We start from the raw sequence: 24,038 nt of genomic DNA, 5'->3' as shown, positions 1-24,038 counted from the left end.
GAAACCGGATCATCTACGACCCGGTTCGACCGACTCCTGCCGTGTCTCATTTGCTTCCCGCTCACGTCTTGCACAGCCGGTCTTACACGCAACACGCAGGCCTCGCAGCCTGCGCCTGATTCACGAACGTGCGCGCCACTCGCCAAGACGACCGCGCAACCGCGCCGCGCATTGACTGTGCAGCTGGCTGACCCGCGACTCGCTGACCCCCAGGACCTCACCGATTTCCTTGAGGTTCAGCTCTTCGTCGTAGTACAGCGACAACACCAGGCGCTCACGTTCGGGCAAGTTGGCAATAGCCTCGGCCAGCGCAGCCTGGAAGCGCTCGTCTTCCAGATCCCGCGACGGTTCGAGGGACTGGCTCGCGCCGTCCTCGTGCAGCCCTTCGTGTTCGCCGTCCTGCAACAGGTCGTCGAAACTGAACAGGCGGCTGCCCAGGGTATCGTTCAAAATCCCGTAGTAATCGTCGAGACTCATTTCAAGTTCGGCAGCAACCTCGTGATCTTTAGCGTCACGGCCGGTTTTTGCTTCGATTGCACGAATCGCGTCACTGACCATGCGCGTGTTGCGGTGGACCGAGCGCGGCGCCCAGTCCCCCTTGCGCACTTCGTCGAGCATCGCACCACGGATACGAATACCCGCGTACGTCTCGAAGCTGGCCCCTTTCGTGGAGTCGTATTTGGTCGAGACTTCGAGCAAGCCAATCATGCCCGCCTGGATCAAATCCTCGACCTGCACGCTGGCCGGCAGACGCGCCAGCAAGTGGTAGGCGATTCGTTTGACCAGCGGGGCATAACGCTCGATCAGCTCATACTGGGAGTCTTTGGACGATTTGCTGTACATGCGATAGCCACTTGCTGTCATGAGACGGGCCCTGCGCTGGTTTGATGCACGAGGCGTTCTACGAAAAATTCCAGGTGGCCGCGCGGGTTCGCCGGGAGCGGCCAGGTGTCGACTTTCTGCGCGATGGCCTTGAACGCCAGGGCACATTTGGAACGCGGAAACGCTTCGTACACGGCGCGCTGTTTCTGCACGGCCTTGCGTACGCATTCGTCGTACGGCACGGCGCCCACATATTGCAGGGCCACGTCGAGAAAACGGTCGGTGACTTTGGTCAGCTTGGCGAAGAGGTTGCGCCCTTCCTGCGGGCTCTGGGCCATGTTGGCCAGGACGCGGAAGCGGTTCATGCCGTAATCGCGGTTGAGCAGTTTGATCAGGGCATAGGCGTCGGTGATCGATGTGGGCTCGTCGCACACCACCAGCAGCACTTCCTGGGCCGCGCGGACGAAGCTCACCACCGACTCGCCGATGCCGGCGGCGGTATCGATGACCAGCACATCGAGGTTGTCGCCAATGTCACTGAACGCCTGAATCAGCCCGGCATGCTGCGCCGGGGTCAGGTGGACCATGCTCTGGGTGCCCGATGCCGCCGGCACGATGCGTACGCCGCCCGGGCCTTGCAGCAAGACATCGCGCAGCTCGCACCGCCCTTCGATGACATCAGCCAGGGTGCGTTTGGGGGTCAGACCCAACAATACGTCGACGTTGGCCAGACCCAGATCGGCGTCCAGCAGCATGACGCGACGTCCCAGCTCGGCCAGTGCCAGTGAAAGATTCACTGAAACGTTGGTCTTGCCTACGCCACCTTTGCCACCGGTCACCGCGATAACCTGTACGGGATGCATGCTGCCCATGTTAATTGTTTACCTTGTCTTGCTTAGACCTAAGCCACATGTCGGGCTGCACGTTCAGTGTCTGAACAATGCCTGGCAGACCATCGATGCAGGAAAATTCCACTGTCATTTTCTTCACCTAGCCCGCGCGCTTGCCGGTGCTGTGATAAAGATCCGCAAACATATCCGCCATCGCTTCCTCGCTCGGCTCCTCCTGCATCTGCACGCTGACAGCCCGGCTCACCAATTGGTGCCGACGGGGCAAATGCAGATCATCCGGTATCCGTGGGCCATCGGTGAGATAGGCCACAGGCAGTTCGTGTGTCACGGCCAGGCTGAGCACTTCGCCCAGGCTGGCCGTTTCGTCGAGCTTGGTCAGGATGCACCCGGCCAGGCCGCAACGTTTGTAACTGTGATAAGCCGCTGACAGCACCTGCTTCTGGCTGGTTGTCGCCAGCACCAGGTAGTTGCGCGCCTTGATGCCACGCCCGGCGAGGGTTTCCAGTTGCAGACGCAAGGCCGGATCGCTGGCTTGCAGGCCGGCGGTGTCGATCAACACCACACGCTTGCGCAACAGCGGCTCCAGCGCCTGTGCCAGGGACTGGCCCGGGTCGACGTGGGTGACCGGTACATTGAGGATCCGGCCCAGGGTTTTCAGTTGCTCCTGAGCGCCAATGCGGAAACTGTCCATGCTCACCAGCGCGATATTTTGCGCGCCGTATTTCAACACATATCGGGCCGCCAGTTTAGCCAGCGTGGTGGTTTTGCCCATGCCGGCAGGACCGACCATGGCAATCACACCGCCCTCTTCCAGTGGCTCGACGTCCGGCGTGGCAATCATGCGGGCCAGATGGGCCAGCAGCATGCGCCAGGTGTGGGCCTGATCGTTGGAGTCCGGGACCATCGCCAGCAAGTCGCGGGACAGCGGGCCGGAAAGGCCGACCCGTTGCAGACGGCGCCACAGATTGGCCTGTTGCGGACGGCCGTCTCGCAGCTGGTTCCAGGCCAGCGAGCCCAGCTGGACTTCCAGCAGTTCGCGCAGGCCGTTCAATTCGGAGCGCATCGCTTCGTAGGCGCGGTCGCCAACACCCGGCTCGGCGTTGCGCTCGGCGCGTTCGGCGGCCACTGCGGCGTGGACGGACGGGCGAAACGGTTCTTCCAGCGTCGGTTCGATCTGCTTGCTGTCATCCATCGCAAGGCCGGCGAACAACTGACGGTTGGCGACAGTGTCCAGCTCGCTGCGGTGGGTCAGCTCAGCCTGAGCAGTGACGATGAGCGACTGAGTCTTGCGCAGCTCGTCTTCGAGTTCGATGTTCGGCACACGCGGGGCCAGCGCAGACAGCTTGTAGTCCAGGGCGGCGGTCAGTTCCACGCCGCCAGCGATCCGCCGGTTGCCGATGATGGCGGCTTCAGCGCCCAGCTCATCGCGAACCAGTTTCATGGCTTGTCGCATATCGGCGGCGAAAAAACGCTTAACTTGCATGACTCACTACCTCAGCCGTTAGGCCCGACAGTCGCTACGATGGTGACTTGCTTATTGTCAGGAATTTCCTGGTAAGCCAAAACATGCATATTCGGTACAGCCAACCGTCCAAAGCGGGACAACATGGCGCGAACCGGACCTGCGACCAACAAAATAACCGGCTGCCCCTGCATCTCCTGACGCTGCGCCGCTTCGATCAACGAGCGCTGAAGTTTCTCAGCCATGCTCGGTTCGAGGAGAACGCCTTCTTCCTGACCCTGACCTGCCTTCTGCAGACTATTTAGCAATATCTGTTCCAACCTTGGCTCAAGGGTGATCACAGGCAGCTCCGGCTCAATGCCGACAATGCTTTGGACGATTGCGCGGGACAATCCGACCCGTACGGCAGCCACCAGCGCGGCGGTATCTTGACTACGCGCAGCGTTGTTGGCGATGGCTTCTGCAATGGAGCGGATATCGCGAACCGGCACCTGTTCGGCGAGCAGCGCCTGCAGCACCTTCAGCAGGGCCGACAGCGACAGCACGCCCGGGACCAGTTCTTCCGCCAGTTTTGGCGATCCCTTGGCCAGCAGGGTCATCAATTGCTGGACTTCCTCGTGGCCGATCAGTTCATGAGAGTGCTTGTAGAGAATCTGGTTCAAGTGAGTCGCCACCACGGTGCTGGCGTCCACCACGGTGTAACCGAGGGATTGCGCCTGGGCACGCTGGCTGATTTCGATCCACACGGCCTCCAGGCCAAACGCCGGGTCTTTGGCAGTGATGCCGTTGAGGCTGCCAAACACCTGACCGGGGTTGATCGCCAGTTCGCGGTCCGGGTAGATCTCGGCTTCGGCCAGGGTCACGCCCATAAGGGTCAGGCGATAGGCGCTGGGCGCCAGGTCGAGGTTGTCGCGGATGTGCACGGTCGGCATGAGAAACCCCAGCTCCTGAGAGAGCTTCTTGCGCACGCCCTTGATCCGCGCCAGCAATTGACCACCCTGGTTGCGGTCGACCAGCGGAATCAGGCGGTAGCCGACTTCCAGGCCAATCATGTCGATCGGGGTCACGTCGTCCCAGCCCAGTTCCTTGGATTCCTGCGCGCGGGTCGGCGATGGCAGCAGCTCTTGCTGACGCTTGACCTCTTGCACGGCGGCCAGCTTGACCTGGTTCTCTTTCTTCCACAGCAGGTAGGCGCCGCCGGCGGCCACCAGACCGAGGCTGATGAAGGAGAAGTGCGGCATGCCCGGGACCAGGCCCATGACGATCATGATGCCGGCGGATACGGCGAGCGCCTTGTGGGAGGCAAACATCTGCCGACCGACCAGCTTGCCCATTTCTTCCGAACCGGAGGCTCGGGTCACCATGATCGCGGCGGCGGTGGACAGCAACAGGGATGGCAATTGCGCCACCAAACCGTCACCGATGGTCAGCAGCGCGTAGACCTTGCCCGCGTCGCCGAAGCTCATGCCGTGTTGCAGGATGCCCACCAGCATGCCGCCGATGAGGTTGATGAAGAGGATCAGCAGGCCGGCGATGGCATCACCGCGGACGAATTTGCTGGCACCGTCCATGGAGCCGTAGAACTCGGCTTCCTGGGCGACTTCAAGACGACGGCGTTTGGCTTCGGGCTGGTCGATGAGGCCGGCGTTGAGGTCGGCGTCGATGGCCATCTGTTTGCCGGGCATGGCGTCGAGGGTGAAACGCGCGCTCACTTCGGAGATCCGGCCGGCACCTTTGGTGACGACGACGAAGTTGATGATCATGAGGATGGCGAAGACGACGATACCGACGACGTAGTTGCCGCCGATGACGACTTCACCGAACGCCTGGATGACTTTACCGGCGGCGGCGTGGCCGTCCTGGCCGTGGAGCATCACGACGCGGGTGGAGGCGACGTTGAGGGCCAGTCGCAGCAGGGTGGCGACGAGGAGGATGGTCGGGAATACGGAGAAGTCGAGGGGCCGCAGGGCATAGATACAGACGAGCAGGACGACGATGGACAGGGCAATGTTGAAGGTGAAGAAGACGTCGAGCAGGAACGGCGGCATGGGCAGCATCATCATGGCGAGCATGACGAGGAGCAGTAGCGGGACGCCAAGTTGTCCACGGCCCAGGCCGATCAATCCGGTTCTGGCGTGGGAGATTATTTGTGAGCGTTCCACCGATGGGCACCTGCGCGTTAAATCAATCTTTTGACGCCGAAGCGTTGTATCGGGGTTATTGCAAGAAGGGGTCCAACATTTGGGATTGGGTGAAAATATCAGAGTGCCAGTATTTAGATTTGTGTTCGTCCGACGGTTTTGCACCGGTGCGGTGGAGATCAAGATCAAGAGCGTCGGCTTAACGGCCTCGGTTTCGCCTTCGGCGAGTTACTTGGAAAAGCACCCCAAGTAACCAAGGGTGCCTGCTCCTGGCTTGGCCCGACTTCGTCGGGTTCCCTCACTTCGACGACGCTCCGTGGGCCCGCGCCGAACGGACATCCATGTCCTGACGGCGCTCTCGCCGCATCCATGCGGCTCGACCCACTGCGCGTCGTCTGCGTTCGGCCTGCACCCAAGTCGCGTTTTGTGGTGTCTGGACTTTTTGCGTATGAAGATCAGAAGCGCGCTTACGCTTAGTAGGACCGGCTTCAGCCGGGAAGGCGTCAGATGTGACACCGCAAATCATCAAGGGCAAACGACGCTCATGTGGGAGTGAGCTTGCTCACGAAAGCGGCCTTCCAGACGCTAGATGATTGGCCGATCGTTCCCCCGCTCTGCGTGGGAATGCCGCCCTCGACGCTCCGCGTCCAGCCGCTAGATCACTTTCACGGCGCGTCCGATGAATTGAATCGGCCCCGTAGGCTTGCCGGTCGGGGAGCCGTTGGGGTTTTCGAGGGTGAGTTCGAAGAGTTGGTTGGGTTGCAGCGGCGGCAGTTTGTTCACCGGTACGGAGAGGGTCTGGCCGGGTTTGACCAGGCCCAGGGACACGGGGCCCTGCCAGCCGTCGGCTTTTGTCCAGAACTGGAGGGCTTTGTCGGCGGGGACTGGGGTGGCGCCGAGCGGTATCAGCTGGATTTCTTCCGGGTTGCTGGCCTGGATGACCCAGCCGGGGGCCTGGTTTTGCGGGGCAACGAGCACGACGAGGTAGGTCGTGGGGTTCACCGGGGCGGTTCGGGTCAGGAGCATCGAGCCCAGCAGCAGGGTCGCAACGAGTCCTGCGCCGGCCAGTCCGCGCCACAGGGGCAGGAGATCCCACCAGGAGTGCGACGTCACGGCCGGAGTCTTGACGGAAGCCCGGCGGGCACGGCTGTTGACGCTGCGCTCGATTCGATCCCACAGCCGTGGGCTTGGGGTGTGCGTTTCGGCGAGTTCGGTCAAGGCCAGCAGGCGCCCTTCCCATGCGTCCACTGCCGCGCGCAAGTGGGCGTCCGTGGCGAGGCGGTTTTGGACATTGAGTCGTTGCTCAGCCGGCAGTGTGCCCAACACGTACTCGCTGGCCAGTGCGTCCAGTTCATCGGCGCTGTCGTTCGACGGATAGCCTGTCATCCCATGCACTCCCGCAATGCCACCAGACTGCGTTTGATCCAGGCTTTCACGGTGCCCAGTGGCGCGCCGATTTTCTGCGCTATCTCCGAATGCGAAAAACCGTCTACGTACGCATGAAGAATGCAGTTGCGACGCGCCGGTTCGAGTTGTTCGAGGCACCCGTAAATACGCCCCGAGCGGGCACGGTATTCGAAGGTGTCGGCGTCGGTGGCTGCCTCCAGAGAGACCTCGGCCAGCACCGCGTTTTCGCTTTGCTCGCTGACCTGAACGATGTGCGCGTTGTCACGCATGAAGTTCAGCGCCAGGTGCCGGGTCACGCTGAAGATCCAGCCACGGGCAGTGCCTCGCGCCGGGTCGAAACTGCCAGCGCGGGTCCAGATTTTGAGGAAGGCGTCGTGCACGATGTCCTCGGCCAGCGCGTCGCTGCGGGCGATCCGTTTGGCGACGCCGAGCAGGCGGGCGCTCTCTTGCGTGTAGAGCCCGTGCAACGCCTGCTGCTCACCTCGGGCGCACGCGGCCAGGCAGGCTTCGTAGTCAAAACAGTCTTCAGGTAGGGACAAAATGTTCAACCGCCAACGAAAAGAAATACCCCAGCCCAAAGGCCGGGGTTGCGTCGGTGCAGCGTAGATGACTTTGTGCGTCAGCGACGCTGCCTGACGTGGGACGTTGGTCTACTTCGCGGCCCAGAAAATATACTCCGCCTGATATTTCACGATTTCCTGCTTGCCCTTGGTCGCCGTCGAGCACTCCATCTTCGGCGCGACACCGCCTTTGGTCGCCACCCGCTGGATGTAACTGACGTTGCTCATCGCGCCGTTGCCTTCTGCAGGGTTGGCTTTCACCAACTGATACGGAATGTCGCCCGTCCCGGCGGGAGCCACGGCGAGCTGGGTGCCGGTGATCTTCGAACCGTCAGCGGCCTGCCACGTCGCCGGTGGCCCGAAGTAGGTGCCGACCTGCTTGCCGCTGCGATCATTCAATACCGCTTTCGGGCCGACGAATGTCCATTCGGTCTGGCCGGCGGCGTTGGGCTTGTCGCGGCATTCGTAGGTGATCTCGCCCACGCCTACCGTCTCCATGGCGATCTTGTGACCGTCCGGTACCTTCACCGCATCCGGCAACGCCATCTGCGCGAAAGCCGCCGGCGCCGTTGCCAGCAGGCAAGTGGCAGCCAATGAAACACCGAACGAACCCAGTAATTTTTTAGCGTTCATGCCATCTCTCCATTGGATAAACAGGTCAGCAGCCATCGCTACTACTTGTACTACCCGGGGGAAAGGGAACTGGATGCAGCGGATTGAAAATAAATCTGTGCGGGGATTAGCAGGAGTACGGGAGGGATGAGCAGAAGGGCATTGAGTCGATCGACATGGCGCCCGCAGAAAAGCCAGGCCATGGACCCGGCGGACGGAATGAGCGTCCGCCGGGTACTGCAACGATCAGGTCAGCGCTTACGGCATCAGCACCGAATCGACCACGTGGATGACGCCATTGGACTGCATCACATCAGCGATGCTGACCGCGCTTTTGCCACCTTTGGCGTCCATCACCCAGAGCTTGCCGTCATGGGGCATCACGGTGAGGGATTCGCCCTGTACGGTTTTCAGCATCACCTTGCCGCCGTTCATTTTGGCGTCCGCCATCAATTGTTTGGCGGTGTGGGTGCCGGCGACGACGTGATACGTCAGAATTTTGGTCAGGTCAGCCTTGTTCTCCGGCTTGACCAGCGTTTCGACATTGCCGGCCGGCAGTTTGGCGAAAGCTTCATTGGTGGGGGCGAAGACGGTGAACGGGCCTTTGCTGTTGAGGGTGTCTACGAGCCCTGCAGCTTTGACCGCCGCCACCAGGGTCGTGTGGTCCTTGGAGTTGACGGCGTTCTCGACGATGGTCTTGGTCGGGTACATGGCGGCGCCACCGACCATGACGGTATCGGCGGCAAAGCCGGGGGATGCAGCAAGACAAAGGGCAGCGAACGAGACAGCGGCGATGCGTTTGGCGAGGGTCAACATGGTAGTTCTCCCGGATTCTTAGGTCCTTCGGATGAAGGTGGGAGATATACGAAGCGGGCGCCGGAACGGATGCATCAGAGTGAGGATATTTTTCCCTGGGCGACGACCGGTCCGGTCGGCAGCCCGCTCGGTGACCCGTTCAACGGCTCGAGAGTGACCGCGAGCACTGCGCCGCTGGCGAGCAGGTCAGCCAGTGGCGGCGCTACGCTCAATGTCGCGGGGGCATTGGCCGGCAGCAGGCCCAGCGACCGAGGCTTGCCATCGGCAGCGATTACCCACGCCTCGGCACTTTTACCCGGCCAGTCGGCGCGGCCCGTGTTGACGAACAGCACGCTTCGCCGGTCAGGGTTGACCGTCGCGGCAAACAGCGTATTGCCATCGCTCTGTTCGAGACGCGCCAACAAGGCCGGCCCCGGCGTCGGTCCAGGAACAGGTTGTTGAAGCGTCAGCACCGACGCCAGCAACCCGGCAGCCAGCGCCGCCGTTGTCCAGCGCCAGAGCCCGAGGCTGTTCCACCAGCCTGACACCCGTGACGGCGAATGGCTGGCACCCGCAAACAACCGCTGCTCAATCCTGCCCCAGGTACCGGCGGGAGGACTGGACGCGGGCAATTGACCGAGCCACTCGGCGAACTGCTCCTGCCATTGCGCCAGCGCGCGTTGATGGCGAGGCTCCAGCGCAATCATCGCCTCCACCCGCTCACGCTCTTCGCGGCTGAGCACGCCCAGCACGTACTCTGCGATCAGCAGGTCCGGGGTCTCGTCGGGCGGCACGGGATGCTCGTTCATAGGCCGAGGCACAAGCGCAGTCGAAGCAGCCCGCGGCGAATCCAGCTTTTCATCGTCCCCAGCGCAATACCGTGGCGCTCGGCCAGTTCGGCGTAGGAACAACCCTCGAAGAACGCCACGCGGATATAGCGTTGCTGCGCGTCTTCCAAGGTTTCAAGGCAGCGGTCCAGCTGACTGCCCTCCTGCTCGCGCTCGAGGGCGTCCGGGATGGGGTCGTCCTGGGTGGGTAATTCGGGGATGGTTTCAAGGGGATCTTGACGGCGATGGGCCCTGCGCCGGTCAATCGCCTTGTGGCGGGCCATGGTCGAGAGCCAGGTGATGGCGCTGGCCCGTTGCGGATCGAATCGAGAGGCCTTCAGCCACGCCATGATGTACACCTCCTGCAGCACCTCTTCCGCCTCGGCCCGATTGCCGGAATAGTGCAGGCATATACCGAACAGCCTGGACGACGTGGCGTGATACATCGCTTCGAACGCCAACCGATTGCCTGTGGCGCATGCCAGCAACAGGACATTCAACGCTTCGGCGCTGGACTGAGCGTCAGACAGTGGCGCTGCATTCGATCGAATGGTCAAGTGGCGAGGCCTAGAAAGGGACTGAGGTCACTCTAGACGCTTTCGGTTTGCGCTGTCATCAAGCTGACGTCGGCCCTCCGTACGAAGATCAAGAGCGTCTGCCTGGGGGCAGACCGTTTCGCCTTCGGCGAGTTACTTGGAAAAGCACCCCAAGTNCCGTGGGCCCGCGCCGAACGGGCATCCATGCCCTGACGGCGCTCTCGCCGCATCCATGCGGCTCGGCCCACTCCGCGAGACCTGCGTTCAGCCTGCACCCAAGTCGCGATTGGCGGTGTCTGGACTTTTTGTGTACGAAGATCAAGATCAAAGGCTTCCCGGCTAAAGCCGGTCACACAGTGTGTACGCGGTGCCTTTAGTGGGACCGGCTTTAGCCGGGAAGAGGCCAGCTCAGGCGCCGACATTTATGCTGACAGTCTCCCTCCCTGTGGGAGCGAGCTTGCTCGCGAATGCTGCATTTCAAACACCAGAAATTCGGTGGATGTACCAACCCCTTCGTGAGCAAGCTCACTCCCACAAGTCCTTAGCGACTGATCTGCTCTTGATCTGCCTTGCTTTGCTTTTGATCTTTCCTACGAAGCAAGTCCAGACACCACAAAACGCGACTTGGGTGCAGGCTGAACGGAGGTTTCGCGGAGTGGGCCGAGCCGCATGGATGCGGCGAGAGCAAGCACCCTTGGTTACTTGGGGTGCTTTTCCAAGTAACTCGCCGAAGGCGAAACAGTCTGCCCCCAGGCAGACGCTGTTGATCTTGATCTCAACAATCTAGAAGCCCTACGAATCACGCCTCAAATCCGGCGGAATCGGCAGATTATCCCTCAGCGGATCAGGCCGCTTGCCACGCCCCGCCCGATACTGCCGAATCTGATACACATACGCCAACACCTGCGCCACCGCCAGATACAACCCCGCCGGAATCTCCTGATCCAACTCCGTGCTGTAATAAATCGACCGCGCCAACGCCGGCGACTGCAACAACAAAATCTCATGCTGCGCCGCAATCTCCCGAATCTTCAGCGCCATGAAATCACTGCCCTTGGCCAACAGAATCGGCGCCCCGCCCCGCTCCGCGTCATACTTCAACGCCACCGCATAATGCGTCGGGTTCGTGATAATCACATCCGCCTCCGGAATCGCCGCCATCATCCGCCGCTGCGACATCTCCCGCTGCAACTGACGAATCCGCTGCTTGACCTCCGGCCGACCCTCACTGTCCTTGTGCTCATCACGCACCTCCTGCTTGGTCATCAGCAACTTCTTGTGCGACTCCCACAACTGCACCGGCACATCGATCGCCGCGATGATCAAAAGGCCCAGCGCCATCCACAGCGTGCTCCAGCCGACCAACTGCAAACTGTGCACCACCGCCATTTCCAGCGGCTCATGGGCGATGGACACCAGGTCGCCCTTGTCCTTCATCAGCACCACCAGCGCCACCGCCAGCACAATCAAAAACTTCGCCAGCGACTTCAGCAGCTCGATCAGCGCCTTGGGCGAGAACATCCGCTTGATCCCGGCGGCCGGGTTCATGCGGCTGAACTTGGGCGCCAGGGAGCCTGCGGCAAACAGCCAGCCGCCGAGGGAAATGGGACCGACGAACGCCGCGACGGTCAACGCCAGCAGGATCGGCTGCACCGACAGCAACGCCGCCTTGCCCGAGGCCATCAGCATGATCGCCATGCTGCGCTCGTCGAGAATCGCCTCGCGGGTGATGGTGAAATTGTCGCGCATCAACTGCATCATCATTTCCGCCATGGAGCCGCCAAACGCCAGCAGCCCCGCAGCGCCCACGATCATCACCACGACCGTATTGAGCTCCTTGGAGCGGGCGATCTCGCCCTTCTCCCGGGCATCGCGTTTGCGTTTGTCCGTGGGGTCTTCTGTCTTGTCCTGACCACTCTCGCTTTCGGCCATGTCAGCGCGCCTTGACCAGGTCTCTGAGCAACTGCAGGGCGTCGACCGCCAGCGGTTGGTATTGATTGAGAATGTCGCCGAGGGTGATCCACAGAATCACCATCCCCAGTACCAGCGTCAGCGGAAAACCGATGGAAAAGATATTCAGCTGTGGCGCCGCGCGGGTCATCACGCCCATGGCGATGTTCACCACCAGCAGCGCAGCGATGGCCGGCAGCACCAGCACCAGTGCCGCGCCGAGCACCCAGCCCAGACGCATCACCAGCAGCCAGATGTCCGATGTACTGATGCCCTGCCCCACCGGCAGGGTGGTGAAGCTCTCGATGAGGATTTCGAACACCACCAGGTGAGCATTCATGGCCAGGAACAGCAGGGTCACCAGCATGGTGAGAAACTGCCCGATGGTCGCCACCGACACGCCGTTGACCGGGTCGACCATGGACGCGAAGCCCATGCCCATCTGAATCCCGATGATCTGCCCGGCGATCACGAAGGCCTGGAAAAACAGCTGCAACGACAGGCCCATGCCGGCGCCGATGAGGATTTGTTGCGCGATCAGCAGCAGCCCGCTGAGGTCCAGAGCATGCACGGCGGGCATGGGCGGCAGGCTCGGCGCGACGACCACCGTGATCGCCAGCGCGAAATACAGCCGCACCCGCTTGGGAACCAGCGTGGTGCCGATGATCGGCATGGTCATGAGCAGCGCGCCGATGCGGAACAGCGGCAGCATGAACGCCGCCACCCACGTGCTGATCTGGGTGTCGGTCAACGCCAGCACAGGTTCCATCGAGGGGTCAGCCGATCACTTGGGGAATGCTGGTGTACAGATTAGTGATGTACTCCATGAAGGTGCGCACCATCCACGGGCCGACCACAATCAGCGTGACCAGCATGACCAGCAGGCGCGGCAGGAAGCTCAGGGTCTGTTCGTTGATCTGCGTGGCGGCCTGGAACATCGAGACGATCAGGCCGACGATCAGGCTTGGTACCACCAGAATGGCGACCATGGTCGTGGTCAGCCACAGCGCTTCGCGAAACAGGTCGACGGCTACTTCCGGGGTCATGCTGCGCACTCCACGTCAAACAGGTTCATACACCACCAAAACTGCCGGCCAGTGTGCCGATGATCAGCGCCCAGCCATCCACCAGCACGAACAGCATGATTTTGAACGGCAGGGAAATGATCAACGGCGACAGCATCATCATGCCCATGGCCATCAGGATGCTCGCCACCACCAGATCGATGATCAGGAAGGGGATGAAAATCATGAAGCCGATCTGGAACGCCGTTTTCAGTTCGGAGGTCACGAACGCCGGCACCAGAATCGTCAGCGGCGCCGCATCCGGGGTCGGAATGTCGGTGCGCTTGGACAAACGCATGAACAGCTCGAGATCGCTGGAGCGGGTCTGCGCCAGCATGAAGTCCTTGATCGGCACTTCGGCCTTTGCCACGGCGTCCTGGGCGGTGAGTTTTTCCGCCAGGTACGGCTGCAGCGCATCGTTGTTCACCCGGTCGAACACCGGCGCCATGATGAACATGGTCAGGAACAGCGCCATGCCGGTGAGAATCTGGTTGGACGGCGTCTGTTGCAGGCCCAGGGCCTGACGCAGGATCGAGAAGACGATGATGATCCGCGTGAAACTGGTCATCAGCATGACGAACGCCGGGATGAAGCTCAGCGCGGTCATGATCAGCAGGATCTGCAGGCTGACCGAATATTCCTGCTGGCCATTGGCGCCGGTGCCCAGCGTGATGGCCGGGATAGACAACGGATCGGCGCCGAACGCCAGCGGCGCTGCAAGCAACAGCAGCAGCGTCAAAACAATGCGCATCAGTTCATGTCCTTCTGATCCGAAGTATCTGGCTTACCCGTCGTGCCTGGCGTACCTGCTTTCTTGCCGGCGGCACCGAAAATATTCATGCCTGGGCGTTGCCCCGCCGCGCCCTTGTTGCCCAGCGCTTCAAGCAAACGCCTGGCGAACTCCGGCTGCGCGTTTTGCGCGTCAGGGACCTCGACCGGCTCATTCATCACGTGCAGCGCAGTGATGCTGCCGGGCGAGACTCCCAGCAACACCTGTTCGTTGCCGACCTGCACCAGCACCAGCCGATCACGCGTCCCCAACGCGCGGGAGCCCACCAGCTTGATCACCTGATTGCCAGCCGGCCCTGCGCGCTGCACCCGGCGCATCAGCCAGGCCAGCACGAAGATCAGCCCGATCACCAGCAGCAGCCCCAGCACCAGTTGCAGCAACTGACCGGCCATCCCGCCGTTCACCGAACCGGCCACCGGCGCGGCGACCGCAGGCGTTGCCGTCGCAGCCGTCGTCGCCGTCGTTGCAGCAGGCGCGGCAGGCGTCGCCGGATCGGCCGCCATTACCGCCCAGGACATCGCCAGCAGCGGCAGGCTCGACAGGGTTCTGATCACGCCGCGCACTTAACGCAGCTTCTTGATACGTTCGCTCGGGCTGATCACGTCGGTCAGACGGATGCCGAACTTTTCGTTCACCACCACCACTTCGCCGTGGGCGATCAGGGTGCCGTTGACCAGCACGTCCAGCGGCTCGCCGGCCAGACGGTCCAGCTCGATCACCGAGCCCTGGTTGAGCTGCAGCAGGTTGCGGATGTTGATGTCGGTGCTGCCCACTTCCATGGAAATCGACACCGGGATATCCAGAATCACGTCCAGGTTCGGGCCGTCCAGCGAAACTGCGCCGTTGCTTTTCGCCACGCCGCCAAATTCTTCCATCGTCATGCGATTGGCGTTGTTGCCGGCGTCGGCCGCCAGCAGCGCGTCGATGTCCGCTTGCCCGTCCCCGGATTCACCCAGTGCAGCAGCCCACTCGTCGGCCAGAGCCTGGTCGTCTGCGGAAGTCATATCGTTGTCATTAGCCATGGTTGTCCTCGGGGAACATTGATTCGTTTACGCAGCACATTCGTTTTGCCGGCGACGGAGCGTCAGCGGCGTTCTATGGGTTCGACGACTTGCAGGGCCAGGTTGCCCTTGTGCGAACCCAGTTTGACCTTGAAGGACGGCACGCCGTTGGCGCGCATGACCAGGTGTTCCGGGAGATCGACCGGGATCACGTCGCCCGGCTGCATGTGCAGGATGTCACGCAGCTTGAGCTGACGCGTAGCGACCGCGACGCGCAACGGCACCGACACGTCGAGCACATCCTGCTTGAGGGCGTTGACCCAGCGTTCGTCCTGATCGTCGACATCCGACTGGAAACCGGCGTCGAGCATTTCGCGCACCGGCTCGATCATCGAATACGGCATGGTCACGTGAAGATCGCCGCCACCGCCGTCCAGTTCGATGTGGAAGGTGGACACCACGATCGCTTCGCTCGGGCCGACGATGTTGGCCATGGCCGGGTTCACTTCCGAGTTGATGTACTCGAAGTTGACTTCCATGATCGCCTGCCAGGCTTCCTTCAAATCAATGAACGCCTGATCCAGCACGATGCGCACCACGCGCAGCTCGGTCGGGGTGAATTCACGGCCTTCGATCTTGGCGTGGCGACCGTCGCCGCCAAAAAAGTTGTCCACCAGCTTGAACACCAGCTTGGCGTCGAGGATGAACAGCGCGGTGCCGCGCAGGGGTTTGATCTTGACCAGGTTCAGACTGGTCGGCACGTACAGCGAGTGCACGTATTCGCCAAACTTCATCACCTGCACGCCACCCACGGCCACATCGGCCGAGCGGCGCAGCAAGTTGAACATGCTGATGCGGGTGTAACGGGCGAAACGCTCGTTGATCATTTCCAGGGTCGGCATGCGTCCGCGGACGATGCGATCCTGACTGGTCAGGTCATAACTCTTTACGCTGCCAGGCTCGGCAACACTATCGGTCTGTACCAGACCGTCGTCGACGCCATGAAGCAGCGCGTCGATCTCATCCTGGGACAGCAGGTCTTGCACGGCCATGTCGTGGTCCTACTGCAGTACGTAGTTAGTGAAAAGTACCTGTTCGATCACGCTCTTGCTCAGCTCTTTCTGGCCCACTTCCTGGACCACGGCTGCCGCCTTCTGGCGCAGCATTTCCATGCCCACCGGCGTTGCGATGGTATCGAATGGCTGGCCGGAGAACATCATCACCAGGTTATTACGGATGACCGGCATGTGCGCTTTCAACGCTTCGAGGTCGGCGTGGTCGCGGGCCAGCAAGGTGATGCTGACCTGCATGTAGCGCTGGCGACCGTTGACGTTGTAGTTGACGACGAAGGGCGGCGTCAGCGGTTCGAAGATCGCCTCTTTTTTGGCATTCGCCGCTTCCGCAATGGCGGCGGCGTCCGGCTTGCTTTCGGCCTTGTGCATGATGAACCAGGTCGCGCCTACCGACACACCAATGGCCAGCAGCAGCCCCACCACAATGAGGATGATGACTTTCAACTTGCCCTTTTTTGCAGGGTCCGCCACTGCTGCGTCGTCACTCTTCGCCATGCCAATAATCCGTCACTATCCAAGGGGTTCGGTGTTGCGTGACAGAGGAAGAGCAAGGGTTGTGCCAGAACGGCAGCCGCAAGCTGCAAGGGGTGAGCGGCAAGTAAAAGCAAAAGGCGGCAGAGCCCGAGAAACCGGGGTCTCCCACGCACTGCCGCCCTTGATCCCACTTTTACCTGCCGCTTGCCGCTAACCCCTTGCCGCGACTGACAACGCCCAAGCGTTGGCAGGGCGTTTTCAGGCGTAATAGTCCACCGCGCTGGAACCCACCACGGTCAGCGGTGCGCTGGCAGCCGCCGAGGCGGCGTCCACCGGAGCACCGTCAGCGATGAGGTCGCTGCCACTGGCACCGTTAACGCGGCTGCCGCCGCCGTTGCGCTGACCATCGCCGCCCGACTGCTGCTGAGCCTGTTGCTGCCACCCCTGAGACTGGTCAGAGACGTTGACGTTGACCTGGCCCATGCCCTGCTGGACGAAGGAATCGCGCAGGCGAGACATCTGGCTTTCCAGCGCTTCACGCACGCCGACGTGGGCGCTCATGAAGGTGACCTGGGTCTGCTGGTCCGCCGCCATATTGACGCGGATGTCCAGACGGCCCAGTTCAGCGGGCTCCAGCTGGATGTCCGCCTGTTTGAGGTTCTGGCTCGACAGGTACATCACACGGTTGACCACGCCTTCAGTCCATCCCCCCTGATTCATCGCCAATGGCTGATTGAGCAATGGCGTGGCAGGAGTCGACGTCGACGTGTTTTTCACTTGCGCGGCCTGGGACAAGGCCGCCAGTCGATCGGCGAAGTTGTCCACTCGCGTATCGCTGGTGGCGGCCTTCACGTCTTTCAGGCCGTCAGCCAGCAAGCCGCTGAAGGCTTTGTCGCCGCCGCCTTCGGTGGTGCTCTTGTCCACAGGCTGGTCGCCCAGCGCCGCCAGGTTGGTAGCCAACAGTTGCGAAGGATCGGCGTTCGGGTCTTGCTTGCCCCCACCTTTGCCGTCGCCCTGCACACCGTTGTTCTGCGCCGCCTGCTGGGCCTTGTTTTCCAGGGCGACCTGCACAGCGGTCAAGCCTTCCAGCGGATCGGCGTACGGATCGAAATCGTCGCCGGCAGCGTCGGTTGCGTCGGTTGCAGCGGTCGGCGCCTGCACCGCAGGCGGCGGCATCACGGGCAGCGTGCCGGCGAGAAGCGCCGGATCTACCGCAGGTTGAACGGGAGGCGCGACGGCCACGGGCTCTTGAACCGGCGGCGTGACGGCCAGTGTCGGGTCCGGCACAGGGTCTACCGACGGCGCATCCGCGAGGGTCGGGTCTTTCCCATCGTCAGTGCCGTCATCCTTGTCGTGAGCATCGCCTTTGCCCGCGCCGGCCTCATCGTCGGCCTTGCCGTTCACCGGTTTGGCAGGCAAGCCATTGCCGTTATCGGCAACGGTCTTGTCGGCGGCGGCAGACGTATGGCTGGCGGCAGGCTTGTCGTCGGCTGCCGAACTCTTGGCGCTTGCCGGCTTGGGCGCCGGATTATCCGCACCGTGAGACTTGACCGGTGCCTGCCTGGCGAATACGTCAGAAAAGCTGGAACTGCTGTGCTTGACGGGTTCCGGCGCCTTGGTCGGGGCATTATTCCCGGCCTTCTGGGCTTTGGCAGCTGTCAAAGCCGTCAGTAATGGGTTGGTGGCGAGCGCCATGTGAATCTCCGCAAGAGCACAATTACAGAGAGACAAAGCAAATGGCGGGCCAGGTAGCGAGAGAGGCTGGATTAAACGTGAGTCCGAGGCAGAAAGCCGGAGGGGAACACCCGGCTCAGTGGCTGGCGTGGCAGAGTTGCAGTTCGTCTTCGAAAACTTTCCTGACGGCGCAGAATTCCTCTTTGATCTCGAACACCAGACGCCTTATCCGGGCGTCATCCGCTGTCACCATGCCGCGCCCCTGCTCTTCGAGTTGCAGGCACAGTTCTGACAAATGCGTGGCGCCCATGTTGCCGGTGCTGCCTTTGAAGCTGTGGGCCATCAGGCCGAGGCGATGCAGCGAGGCGCTGGAGGAGGCAGTGAAGGAAGGGTCACGCAACAACAGGGTCATGTCGTTGACCCGATTGATGGAATCGGAAATAAACACCTGCAGCAGCGCCGGGTATTCAGCTTCCATCACGTCACGCAGCGTGCTGAGCACGTGGAAGTCCACAGGATTATTCGACACTTGTTCACTCCTTGATCAAGACGCGGGGATTATGCCAGACCCTCCCAGGCAAATTCCACGCTGGCCGTCCGGCCATCATCGGACCACCGACAACGGTCGCTGAGCTGCCGGACCAGCGCAAGGCCGCGCCCGGACAATTGGGTGACCGCAGGCGGCAGCGCCAGCACGCGATCGGAATCGAAACCCGCACCGCTGTCCTGCACCCGCACCGTCAGGCGACCGCCCTCGCCGTCCGGGACGATCTGAAAATCGATGCGGATAAAGCCGTCCACCAGACGATCGAGGCGTTCGGCGCGTTGCTGGTAGTAAAGCCCAAAACCTGCGGCGTCGCGCTTCAGCGCCGAGTCAAGCCCGAGCACGCCATGCTCCAGCGCGTTGCTGTACAGCTCCGACAGCACGATATACAGCTCGCTGCTCTGCATGCGCAAGCCATGTACCTCCTGCAGCAGTTGCAACAGATACGGCAGCGGGTTGAAACGCTTGAGCGTTGCCGCGCGGTACTCGAACGACGCGGACCAATCCAGCGGGCTGGAATCGCCACTGTCGGTATAGATGACCGAGGGCGGGCCAAGCAAGTCAGGCTCGGTGAAGGCCACTTCGACCATGCTCACATCGTCCCGCGCCTGGCCGCGAAAGCGCGCCAGGGCCCACTGCACTTCTTCGATCAGCAGCGCCGGGTTGCGGTTGCTCACCAGCACATTCTGCAGACGCCGGGCGCCGAACAGTTCGCCGTCCTGGCCGGTGCTGTCGACCACGCCGTCGGACAGCAGAAACACCCGGTCCCCCGGCCCGAAGGGATACACCTGGGTGTTGTCGTCAAAGCTGCCGGCGCTCAAGACGCCGAGGGGCACGTTGGACGAAATCAGCGGCGTGTGCGGCCGGTCGTCGCCATGCAGCAGGTAACCATCCGGCAGGCCGCCGTTCCAGACCTCGACCAGTTGCTGCTTGAAGTTCAGGGACAGCAACGCGGCGCAGCAGAACATGTCGACGGGCAGGATGCGTTTGAGCTTGGCGTTCATCTCCCGCAGGGTTTCGGACAAGCCGTAACCCTTGGCGGTCATGCCGTAGAACACCTCGGCCAGCGGCATCGCGCCCACCGCCGCCGGCAAACCATGGCCGGTGAAATCCCCCAGCAGCAGGTGCATGTTGCCGGACGGCGACCACGCGGCCAAAAGCAAATCGCCGTTGAACAGCGCGTAGGGCGATTGCAGGTAACGGATGTTGCGCGAACTCAGGCACCCGGAGTGGGCGATCTGGTCGAACACCGCCTTGGCCACGCGCTGTTCGTTGAGCAGGTATTTATGGTGGCGGGTGATCAGGTCGCGCTGGTGCAGGACGGTTTCCTGCAGCACGCGAAGGCGGTTCATGGCGTTGATCTTGGCGGCCAGCACCACTTGGTTGTAGGGCTTGGCAATGAAGTCGTCGCCGCCGGCGTCGAGGCAACGGGCAAGGTCTTCGCCTTCGGTCAGTGACGTCAGGAAGATGATCGGGACGAGCGCGTCACCCGCGAGTGTCTTGATCTGGCGCGCCGCTTCGAAGCCGTCCATGACCGGCATCATGGCGTCCATCAGCACCAGTTGCGGCCGCCGACGCTCGAACAGCCCGACCGCTTCGGCGCCGTCGCTGGCGGTTAGGACGTCATGGCCCTGGCGGCTGACGATGGCGGACAGGAGCATCCGGTCGCTGACGTTGTCATCAGCGATGAGGACCGTCAGGCGATCGGAGGCAGGCGAGATCATCAGGCGATTTTGAAGAGTTTGGAGAAGCTGGAGATGGTGAGGATTTTGTGGACGTCGGCGGTGCAGTTGACCAACTGGACTTCGGCTCTTTCGCCGCCGGCATGGTCGCGCAGCAGGAGGAGCATACCGAGCGCTGAACTGTCGAGGTAGGTCGTGTCTTTCAGGTCAACCGTATAGCGTTTGGCCTCGTGTTCTTTTTCGTAGGCGCCACGAAAGTCCTGGTGCTTCGAGAAGTCGAAGCGTCCTTTGATGGTGATGGTCAGCTCTTGGCCATCTTTGGAGCGTTCGGAGGTAACTGACATTGGCAAATTCCTTGTATGAAACAGCGCCAGACGCTTGAGTTTTAGCAGCCCTTGTGAGGCGTGGCAAATCGTTAGCTTTTACTTGGCTTTCAGGATCAAGAGGGTCCGCCTAACGGCAGACGTTTCGCCTTCGGCGAGTTACTTGGAAAAGCACCCCAAGTAACCAAGGGTGCTTGCTCTCGGTTGGGTTCCTCCTTCGTCGGAATACCCTCACTCCGACGACGCTCCGTGGGCCCGCGCCGAACGGACATCCATGTCCTGACGGCGCTCTCGCGGCATCCCTGCCGCTCGGCCCACTCCGCGTCGTCTGCGTTCGGCCTGCACCCAAGTCGCGATTGCGGTGTTTGGGCTTTCTATGTACGAAAATCAAAAACAGATCAAAAACAGATCAAAAACAGATCAAAAACAGATCAAAAACAGATCAAAAACAGATCAAAAACAGATCAAGAGCTTCCCGGCTAAAGCCAGTCCTACAGTGCAACTGCCTTTGATCTTCTCCCACGCCAGTTCAAACACCGCAAAACGCGACTTGGGTGCAGGCCGAGCGCAGGTTTTGCGCAGTGGGCCGAGCCGCATGGATGCGGCGAGAGCGCCGTCAGGACATGGATGTCCGTTCGGCGCGGGCCCACGGAGCAAGACCGGAGCGAGGGAACCCGACGCAGGAGGGCCAAACCAGGAGCAGGCACTTTTGGTTACTTTTAGTGCTTTTTAAAAGTAACTCGCCGAAGGCGAAACAGTCTGCCCCCAGGCAGACGCTCGTGATCTTAAGGGTCTTGATCTTGATCTTGATCTTGATCTCAAGCTCCTAAAACTGCTCCGTCCTGGGCAACCTCTGTACCAGCTCATCCAGCAGCTTCTGCTCGCGCTTATCTTCCAGCGCACGCGCCTCATCGATATACCGCTGCACCAGCTTGCGCAGCCCCTCCACCCGCGCATACGCCTTCTGCCACTCGCCGCGCGCCTTGTTCAGATTATTCTCATGCCACGCCAGACTCTGACGCTGCTGCGCCACCGCCGTCTCCAACTGATTGAGAAAGCGCTGATAATTCATCAGCCACTGACCCGACACCCCATGGGCGCCCTTGTCGATCCACTGCTGCTGATAATCAGAGCGAAACTTATCCAGCTCACCCAGCTTGGCCTCAGCCAGCCGCACCTGACCCTGAAAATGCCCCAGGCGCTGCACGGCGGCCTTCTCGACCTTCTCGGCCATCTCCACCACCGGCGCCAGACGGGCTGCGCGACTGACTGCCATGACCGATTAACCCCCAGCCTGAGGATTGAAAATCTTCGCCAACTGCTCCTCACTGCTCTGCATGCTCTCGTTCTCCTGCAAGCCCTGGCGCAAATACTTCACCAACTGTGGCTGCAGTGAAATCGCCAGGTCAGTCTCTCGGTCGCCGCCGGCCACGTACGCACCGACGCTGATCAGATCGCGGCTCTGCTGATAACGCGACCACAATTGCTTGAAATACTGCGCCTGAACCATGTGCTGCGGATCGACCACGGACGGCATCACCCGGCTGATCGACGCTTCGATATCGATGGCCGGGTAATGGCCCTCTTCGGCCAGTCGCCGCGACAGCACGATGTGGCCGTCGAGCACGCCCCGGGCCGAGTCGGCGATCGGGTCCTGCTGGTCGTCGCCTTCGGACAATACGGTGTAGAACGCCGTGATCGAGCCACCGCCCGCTTCCGCGTTACCGGCGCGTTCCACCAGCTTGGGCAGCTTGGCGAACACCGACGGCGGATAACCCTTGGTCGCAGGCGGCTCGCCGATGGCCAGGGCGATCTCCCGCTGGGCCTGGGCGAAACGGGTCAGGGAATCCATCAGCAACAGGACGTTCTTGCCCTTGTCGCGAAAATATTCGGCGATGCGCGTGCAGTACATCGCCGCACGCAGACGCATCAACGGCGCGTCATCCGCAGGAGAGGCCACGACGACAGAGCGCTTGAGGCCCTCCTCGCCCAGGCTGTGCTCGATGAATTCCTTCACCTCGCGACCCCGTTCGCCAATCAGCCCGACGACGATGATGTCGGCCTCGGTGAAGCGGGTCATCATCCCCAGCAGCACGCTCTTGCCCACCCCGGTACCGGCGAACAGACCCAGACGCTGACCGCGGCCGACCGTCAACAAACCGTTAATGCAGCGAATGCCCACGTCCAGCGGCTGGCTGATCGGGTTGCGATTGAGCGGGTTGATGGTCGGGCCGTCCATCGGCACCCAGTCCTCGGCTTTCATCCCGCCCTTGCCGTCGAGGGGGCGACCGGCGCCGTCGAGGACGCGGCCCAGCATGGTCATGCCCATCGGCAGACGGCCGGTGTCCGGCAGTGGCACGACGCGGGCGCCCGGTGCAATGCCGGAGACGCTGCCAACCGGCATCAGGAACACCTTGCCACCGGAGAAGCCCATGACCTCGGCTTCCACTTCGACCGGGTGATGACTGCCGTCGTTGATCACCATGCAACGGCTGCCCATGGCCGCGCGCAGGCCCTCGGCTTCGAGGGTCAGGCCGACCATGCGCAGCAGTCGTCCTTCGACGATCGGCTGCGTAGGCAGGGAGATGGCGTCGGGATACGTGCTCAGACGCTTGGCGAAACTGGTGCGTTCAAGGCGCATCGACAGCACCCAGCGGGTAAGTGGTTTTCTCGGCGCTCTGGATCGCCTCTTCCAGTTCGATGGTCACATCGGGGGGCGCCGGATGAAGGGCCTGCTCGTGCAACTGGTCGAACATTTTGCCGAGGGCCTGACTGATCCGCGCCTCGACCGTGGCGTCGATGCGGCTGTGCTCGCTCTCGACACGGCAACCGCCGGGCTGGATCGTATCGTCCTCGAGAATGCGCCAGGTTTCTTCGTGACGCTCACGCATGGCTTTGACCAGCGCGAAGTCCTGCGGGTTGACCAGAATGCGCACGTTGGCGGCGCCCATCGGCAACAGTCGCAACGCTTCGCGCAGCACCGTGCCGATCTGGCTGGAGTCGGTTTTCAGTTCGCGCTGGATAACCTGGCGGACCACGTGTTCGACCAGTGACACCATGGCTTTCTCGATCTGTGCGTCCTGGTCGGCGATGGGCTCGAACAGATGCCCCATCAGGGTTTCCATGCTCTCGAGCTTGGCCGCCAGGGCCACTTCCGCTTCCTGACGAACCTTGAGCTGGGTGCTGTGGAAACCCTCTTTTTCGCCGATGGCAAACCCCTCGTTGTAGGCGTCCTGGCGGATGCTTTCCAACTCTTCCAGGGTCATCGGCTGGACTTCCTCCAGCGGCACTTCTTCGCTTTCGGCGAGCTCGGCTTCTTCGATGACCGGTTCCGGCTCGGGCGTTTCCACCTGCGGGTCGAAGCTGGGCAAGGCCCAGACGTCGAGGCCGCGCAAATCCTGGGCGCGGATGAGCTCACTGGGTGCTGCTTTATCGGAGCTGGACATCAAC

Annotated in this window: 25 protein-coding genes and 1 pseudogene; 1 reads left to right on the top strand and 25 read right to left on the bottom strand. The window is 61.8% G+C overall.

The features are described 5' to 3' along the window. Window positions 1-120 precede the first annotated feature (120 nt). From fliA to IFT47_RS22295, 22 genes and pseudogenes are all read right to left on the bottom strand, one after another. The gene (fliA, locus tag IFT47_RS22400) at window positions 121-864 is read right to left on the bottom strand and encodes an RNA polymerase sigma factor FliA (RefSeq protein ID WP_074892894.1); all 744 of its coding nucleotides are present in this window, start codon (window positions 862-864) and stop codon (window positions 121-123) included. Beyond that, complete coding sequence (fleN, locus tag IFT47_RS22395) at window positions 861-1,694, bottom strand: flagellar synthesis regulator FleN (RefSeq protein WP_062385964.1); 834 nt, start codon at window positions 1,692-1,694, stop codon at window positions 861-863. The genes fliA and fleN overlap by 4 nt, the downstream gene beginning before the upstream one ends. Before the next feature lie 118 nt (window positions 1,695-1,812). Continuing rightward, the gene (gene flhF, locus IFT47_RS22390) at window positions 1,813-3,156 is read right to left on the bottom strand and encodes a flagellar biosynthesis protein FlhF (RefSeq protein WP_192174156.1); all 1,344 of its coding nucleotides are present in this window, start codon (window positions 3,154-3,156) and stop codon (window positions 1,813-1,815) included. An 11-nt stretch (window positions 3,157-3,167) separates the two neighbouring features. Then, entirely contained in the window at window positions 3,168-5,297 is a 2,130-nt protein-coding gene (flhA, locus tag IFT47_RS22385) for a flagellar biosynthesis protein FlhA (RefSeq protein ID WP_192174155.1), read from the bottom strand. 633 nt (window positions 5,298-5,930) lie between these two features. Next, window positions 5,931-6,662, bottom strand: coding sequence for an anti-sigma factor (locus IFT47_RS22380; protein ID WP_192174244.1), 732 nt, complete (start codon window positions 6,660-6,662; stop codon window positions 5,931-5,933). After that, window positions 6,659-7,222, bottom strand: a complete 564-nt coding sequence (locus IFT47_RS22375; RefSeq protein ID WP_192174154.1) for a sigma-70 family RNA polymerase sigma factor — start codon at window positions 7,220-7,222, stop codon at window positions 6,659-6,661. The genes IFT47_RS22380 and IFT47_RS22375 overlap by 4 nt, the downstream gene beginning before the upstream one ends. A gap of 111 nt (window positions 7,223-7,333) precedes the next feature. Then, window positions 7,334-7,876 carry a DUF3455 domain-containing protein gene (locus IFT47_RS22370; protein WP_192174153.1) on the bottom strand — a complete coding sequence of 181 codons (543 nt, stop codon included), beginning with the start codon at window positions 7,874-7,876 and terminating at the stop codon, window positions 7,334-7,336. Between the two features lie 237 nt (window positions 7,877-8,113). Beyond that, the gene (locus tag IFT47_RS22365; RefSeq protein ID WP_192174152.1) at window positions 8,114-8,671 is read right to left on the bottom strand and encodes a fasciclin domain-containing protein; all 558 of its coding nucleotides are present in this window, start codon (window positions 8,669-8,671) and stop codon (window positions 8,114-8,116) included. Between the two features lie 74 nt (window positions 8,672-8,745). Beyond that, complete coding sequence (locus IFT47_RS22360) at window positions 8,746-9,459, bottom strand: anti-sigma factor (RefSeq protein WP_192174151.1); 714 nt, start codon at window positions 9,457-9,459, stop codon at window positions 8,746-8,748. Further along, complete coding sequence (locus tag IFT47_RS22355) at window positions 9,456-10,034, bottom strand: sigma-70 family RNA polymerase sigma factor (protein WP_197984074.1); 579 nt, start codon at window positions 10,032-10,034, stop codon at window positions 9,456-9,458. The genes IFT47_RS22360 and IFT47_RS22355 overlap by 4 nt, the downstream gene beginning before the upstream one ends. Before the next feature lie 771 nt (window positions 10,035-10,805). Beyond that, window positions 10,806-11,945, bottom strand: coding sequence for a flagellar biosynthesis protein FlhB (flhB, locus tag IFT47_RS22350; protein ID WP_192174150.1), 1,140 nt, complete (start codon window positions 11,943-11,945; stop codon window positions 10,806-10,808). Window position 11,946: 1 nt separating this feature from the next. Beyond that, on the bottom strand, window positions 11,947-12,732 hold the full coding sequence (gene fliR / locus IFT47_RS22345; RefSeq protein WP_065987305.1) for a flagellar biosynthetic protein FliR: 786 nt from the start codon (window positions 12,730-12,732) through the stop codon (window positions 11,947-11,949). Between the two features lie 7 nt (window positions 12,733-12,739). Beyond that, window positions 12,740-13,009, bottom strand: coding sequence for a flagellar biosynthesis protein FliQ (gene fliQ, locus IFT47_RS22340; protein ID WP_065987304.1), 270 nt, complete (start codon window positions 13,007-13,009; stop codon window positions 12,740-12,742). 25 nt (window positions 13,010-13,034) lie between these two features. After that, a complete protein-coding gene (gene fliP, locus IFT47_RS22335; RefSeq protein WP_192174149.1) occupies window positions 13,035-13,778 on the bottom strand; it encodes a flagellar type III secretion system pore protein FliP in 744 nt (247 codons plus the stop codon). A 119-nt stretch (window positions 13,779-13,897) separates the two neighbouring features. Continuing rightward, window positions 13,898-14,380, bottom strand: a pseudogene (gene fliO / locus IFT47_RS22330) (flagellar biosynthetic protein FliO); the annotation flags it as partial. Beyond that, entirely contained in the window at window positions 14,381-14,839 is a 459-nt protein-coding gene (fliN, locus tag IFT47_RS22325) for a flagellar motor switch protein FliN (RefSeq protein ID WP_192174148.1), read from the bottom strand. Window positions 14,840-14,901: 62 nt separating this feature from the next. Then, a complete protein-coding gene (gene fliM / locus IFT47_RS22320) occupies window positions 14,902-15,870 on the bottom strand; it encodes a flagellar motor switch protein FliM (RefSeq protein ID WP_133775890.1) in 969 nt (322 codons plus the stop codon). Window positions 15,871-15,879: 9 nt separating this feature from the next. Continuing rightward, window positions 15,880-16,386 (bottom strand): flagellar basal body-associated protein FliL, encoded by a 507-nt coding sequence (fliL, locus tag IFT47_RS22315; RefSeq protein ID WP_192174147.1) that lies wholly within the window; start codon window positions 16,384-16,386, stop codon window positions 15,880-15,882. Between the two features lie 237 nt (window positions 16,387-16,623). Further along, on the bottom strand, window positions 16,624-18,060 hold the full coding sequence (locus tag IFT47_RS22310; RefSeq protein ID WP_192174146.1) for a flagellar hook-length control protein FliK: 1,437 nt from the start codon (window positions 18,058-18,060) through the stop codon (window positions 16,624-16,626). Window positions 18,061-18,175: 115 nt separating this feature from the next. Beyond that, complete coding sequence (locus IFT47_RS22305; protein WP_192174145.1) at window positions 18,176-18,568, bottom strand: Hpt domain-containing protein; 393 nt, start codon at window positions 18,566-18,568, stop codon at window positions 18,176-18,178. 29 nt (window positions 18,569-18,597) lie between these two features. After that, window positions 18,598-20,307 carry an ATP-binding SpoIIE family protein phosphatase gene (locus tag IFT47_RS22300; RefSeq protein WP_192174144.1) on the bottom strand — a complete coding sequence of 570 codons (1,710 nt, stop codon included), beginning with the start codon at window positions 20,305-20,307 and terminating at the stop codon, window positions 18,598-18,600. Then, complete coding sequence (locus IFT47_RS22295; protein ID WP_192174143.1) at window positions 20,307-20,609, bottom strand: STAS domain-containing protein; 303 nt, start codon at window positions 20,607-20,609, stop codon at window positions 20,307-20,309. Before IFT47_RS22295 ends, IFT47_RS22300 begins: the two co-directional genes overlap by 1 nt. Window positions 20,610-20,964: 355 nt before the next feature. On the opposite strand from IFT47_RS22295, the gene IFT47_RS22290 reads away from it, so the two are divergent. After that, a complete protein-coding gene (locus IFT47_RS22290; RefSeq protein WP_192176544.1) occupies window positions 20,965-21,321 on the top strand; it encodes a hypothetical protein in 357 nt (118 codons plus the stop codon). Between the two features lie 93 nt (window positions 21,322-21,414). On the opposite strand, the gene fliJ is transcribed toward IFT47_RS22290, so the two are convergent. Genes fliJ through fliH form a run of 3 tightly spaced genes read right to left on the bottom strand, consistent with a single transcriptional unit; the run spans window position 21,415 to window position 24,034 of the window. Continuing rightward, window positions 21,415-21,864, bottom strand: a complete 450-nt coding sequence (fliJ, locus tag IFT47_RS22285; RefSeq protein ID WP_192174142.1) for a flagellar export protein FliJ — start codon at window positions 21,862-21,864, stop codon at window positions 21,415-21,417. A gap of 6 nt (window positions 21,865-21,870) precedes the next feature. Next, window positions 21,871-23,229: a flagellar protein export ATPase FliI gene (fliI, locus tag IFT47_RS22280; protein ID WP_192174141.1), complete on the bottom strand. Its 1,359-nt coding sequence runs from the start codon at window positions 23,227-23,229 to the stop codon at window positions 21,871-21,873. Then, complete coding sequence (gene fliH, locus IFT47_RS22275; RefSeq protein ID WP_192174140.1) at window positions 23,219-24,034, bottom strand: flagellar assembly protein FliH; 816 nt, start codon at window positions 24,032-24,034, stop codon at window positions 23,219-23,221. Before fliH ends, fliI begins: the two co-directional genes overlap by 11 nt. Window positions 24,035-24,038 lie beyond the last annotated feature (4 nt).

The organism is Pseudomonas sp. CFBP 13711, from assembly GCF_014842265.1.
Classification (GTDB): Bacteria; Pseudomonadota; Gammaproteobacteria; order Pseudomonadales; family Pseudomonadaceae; genus Aquipseudomonas.
Note: the sequence above shows the minus strand (reverse complement) of the source record. Positions and strands in the feature narration are given on the sequence as shown.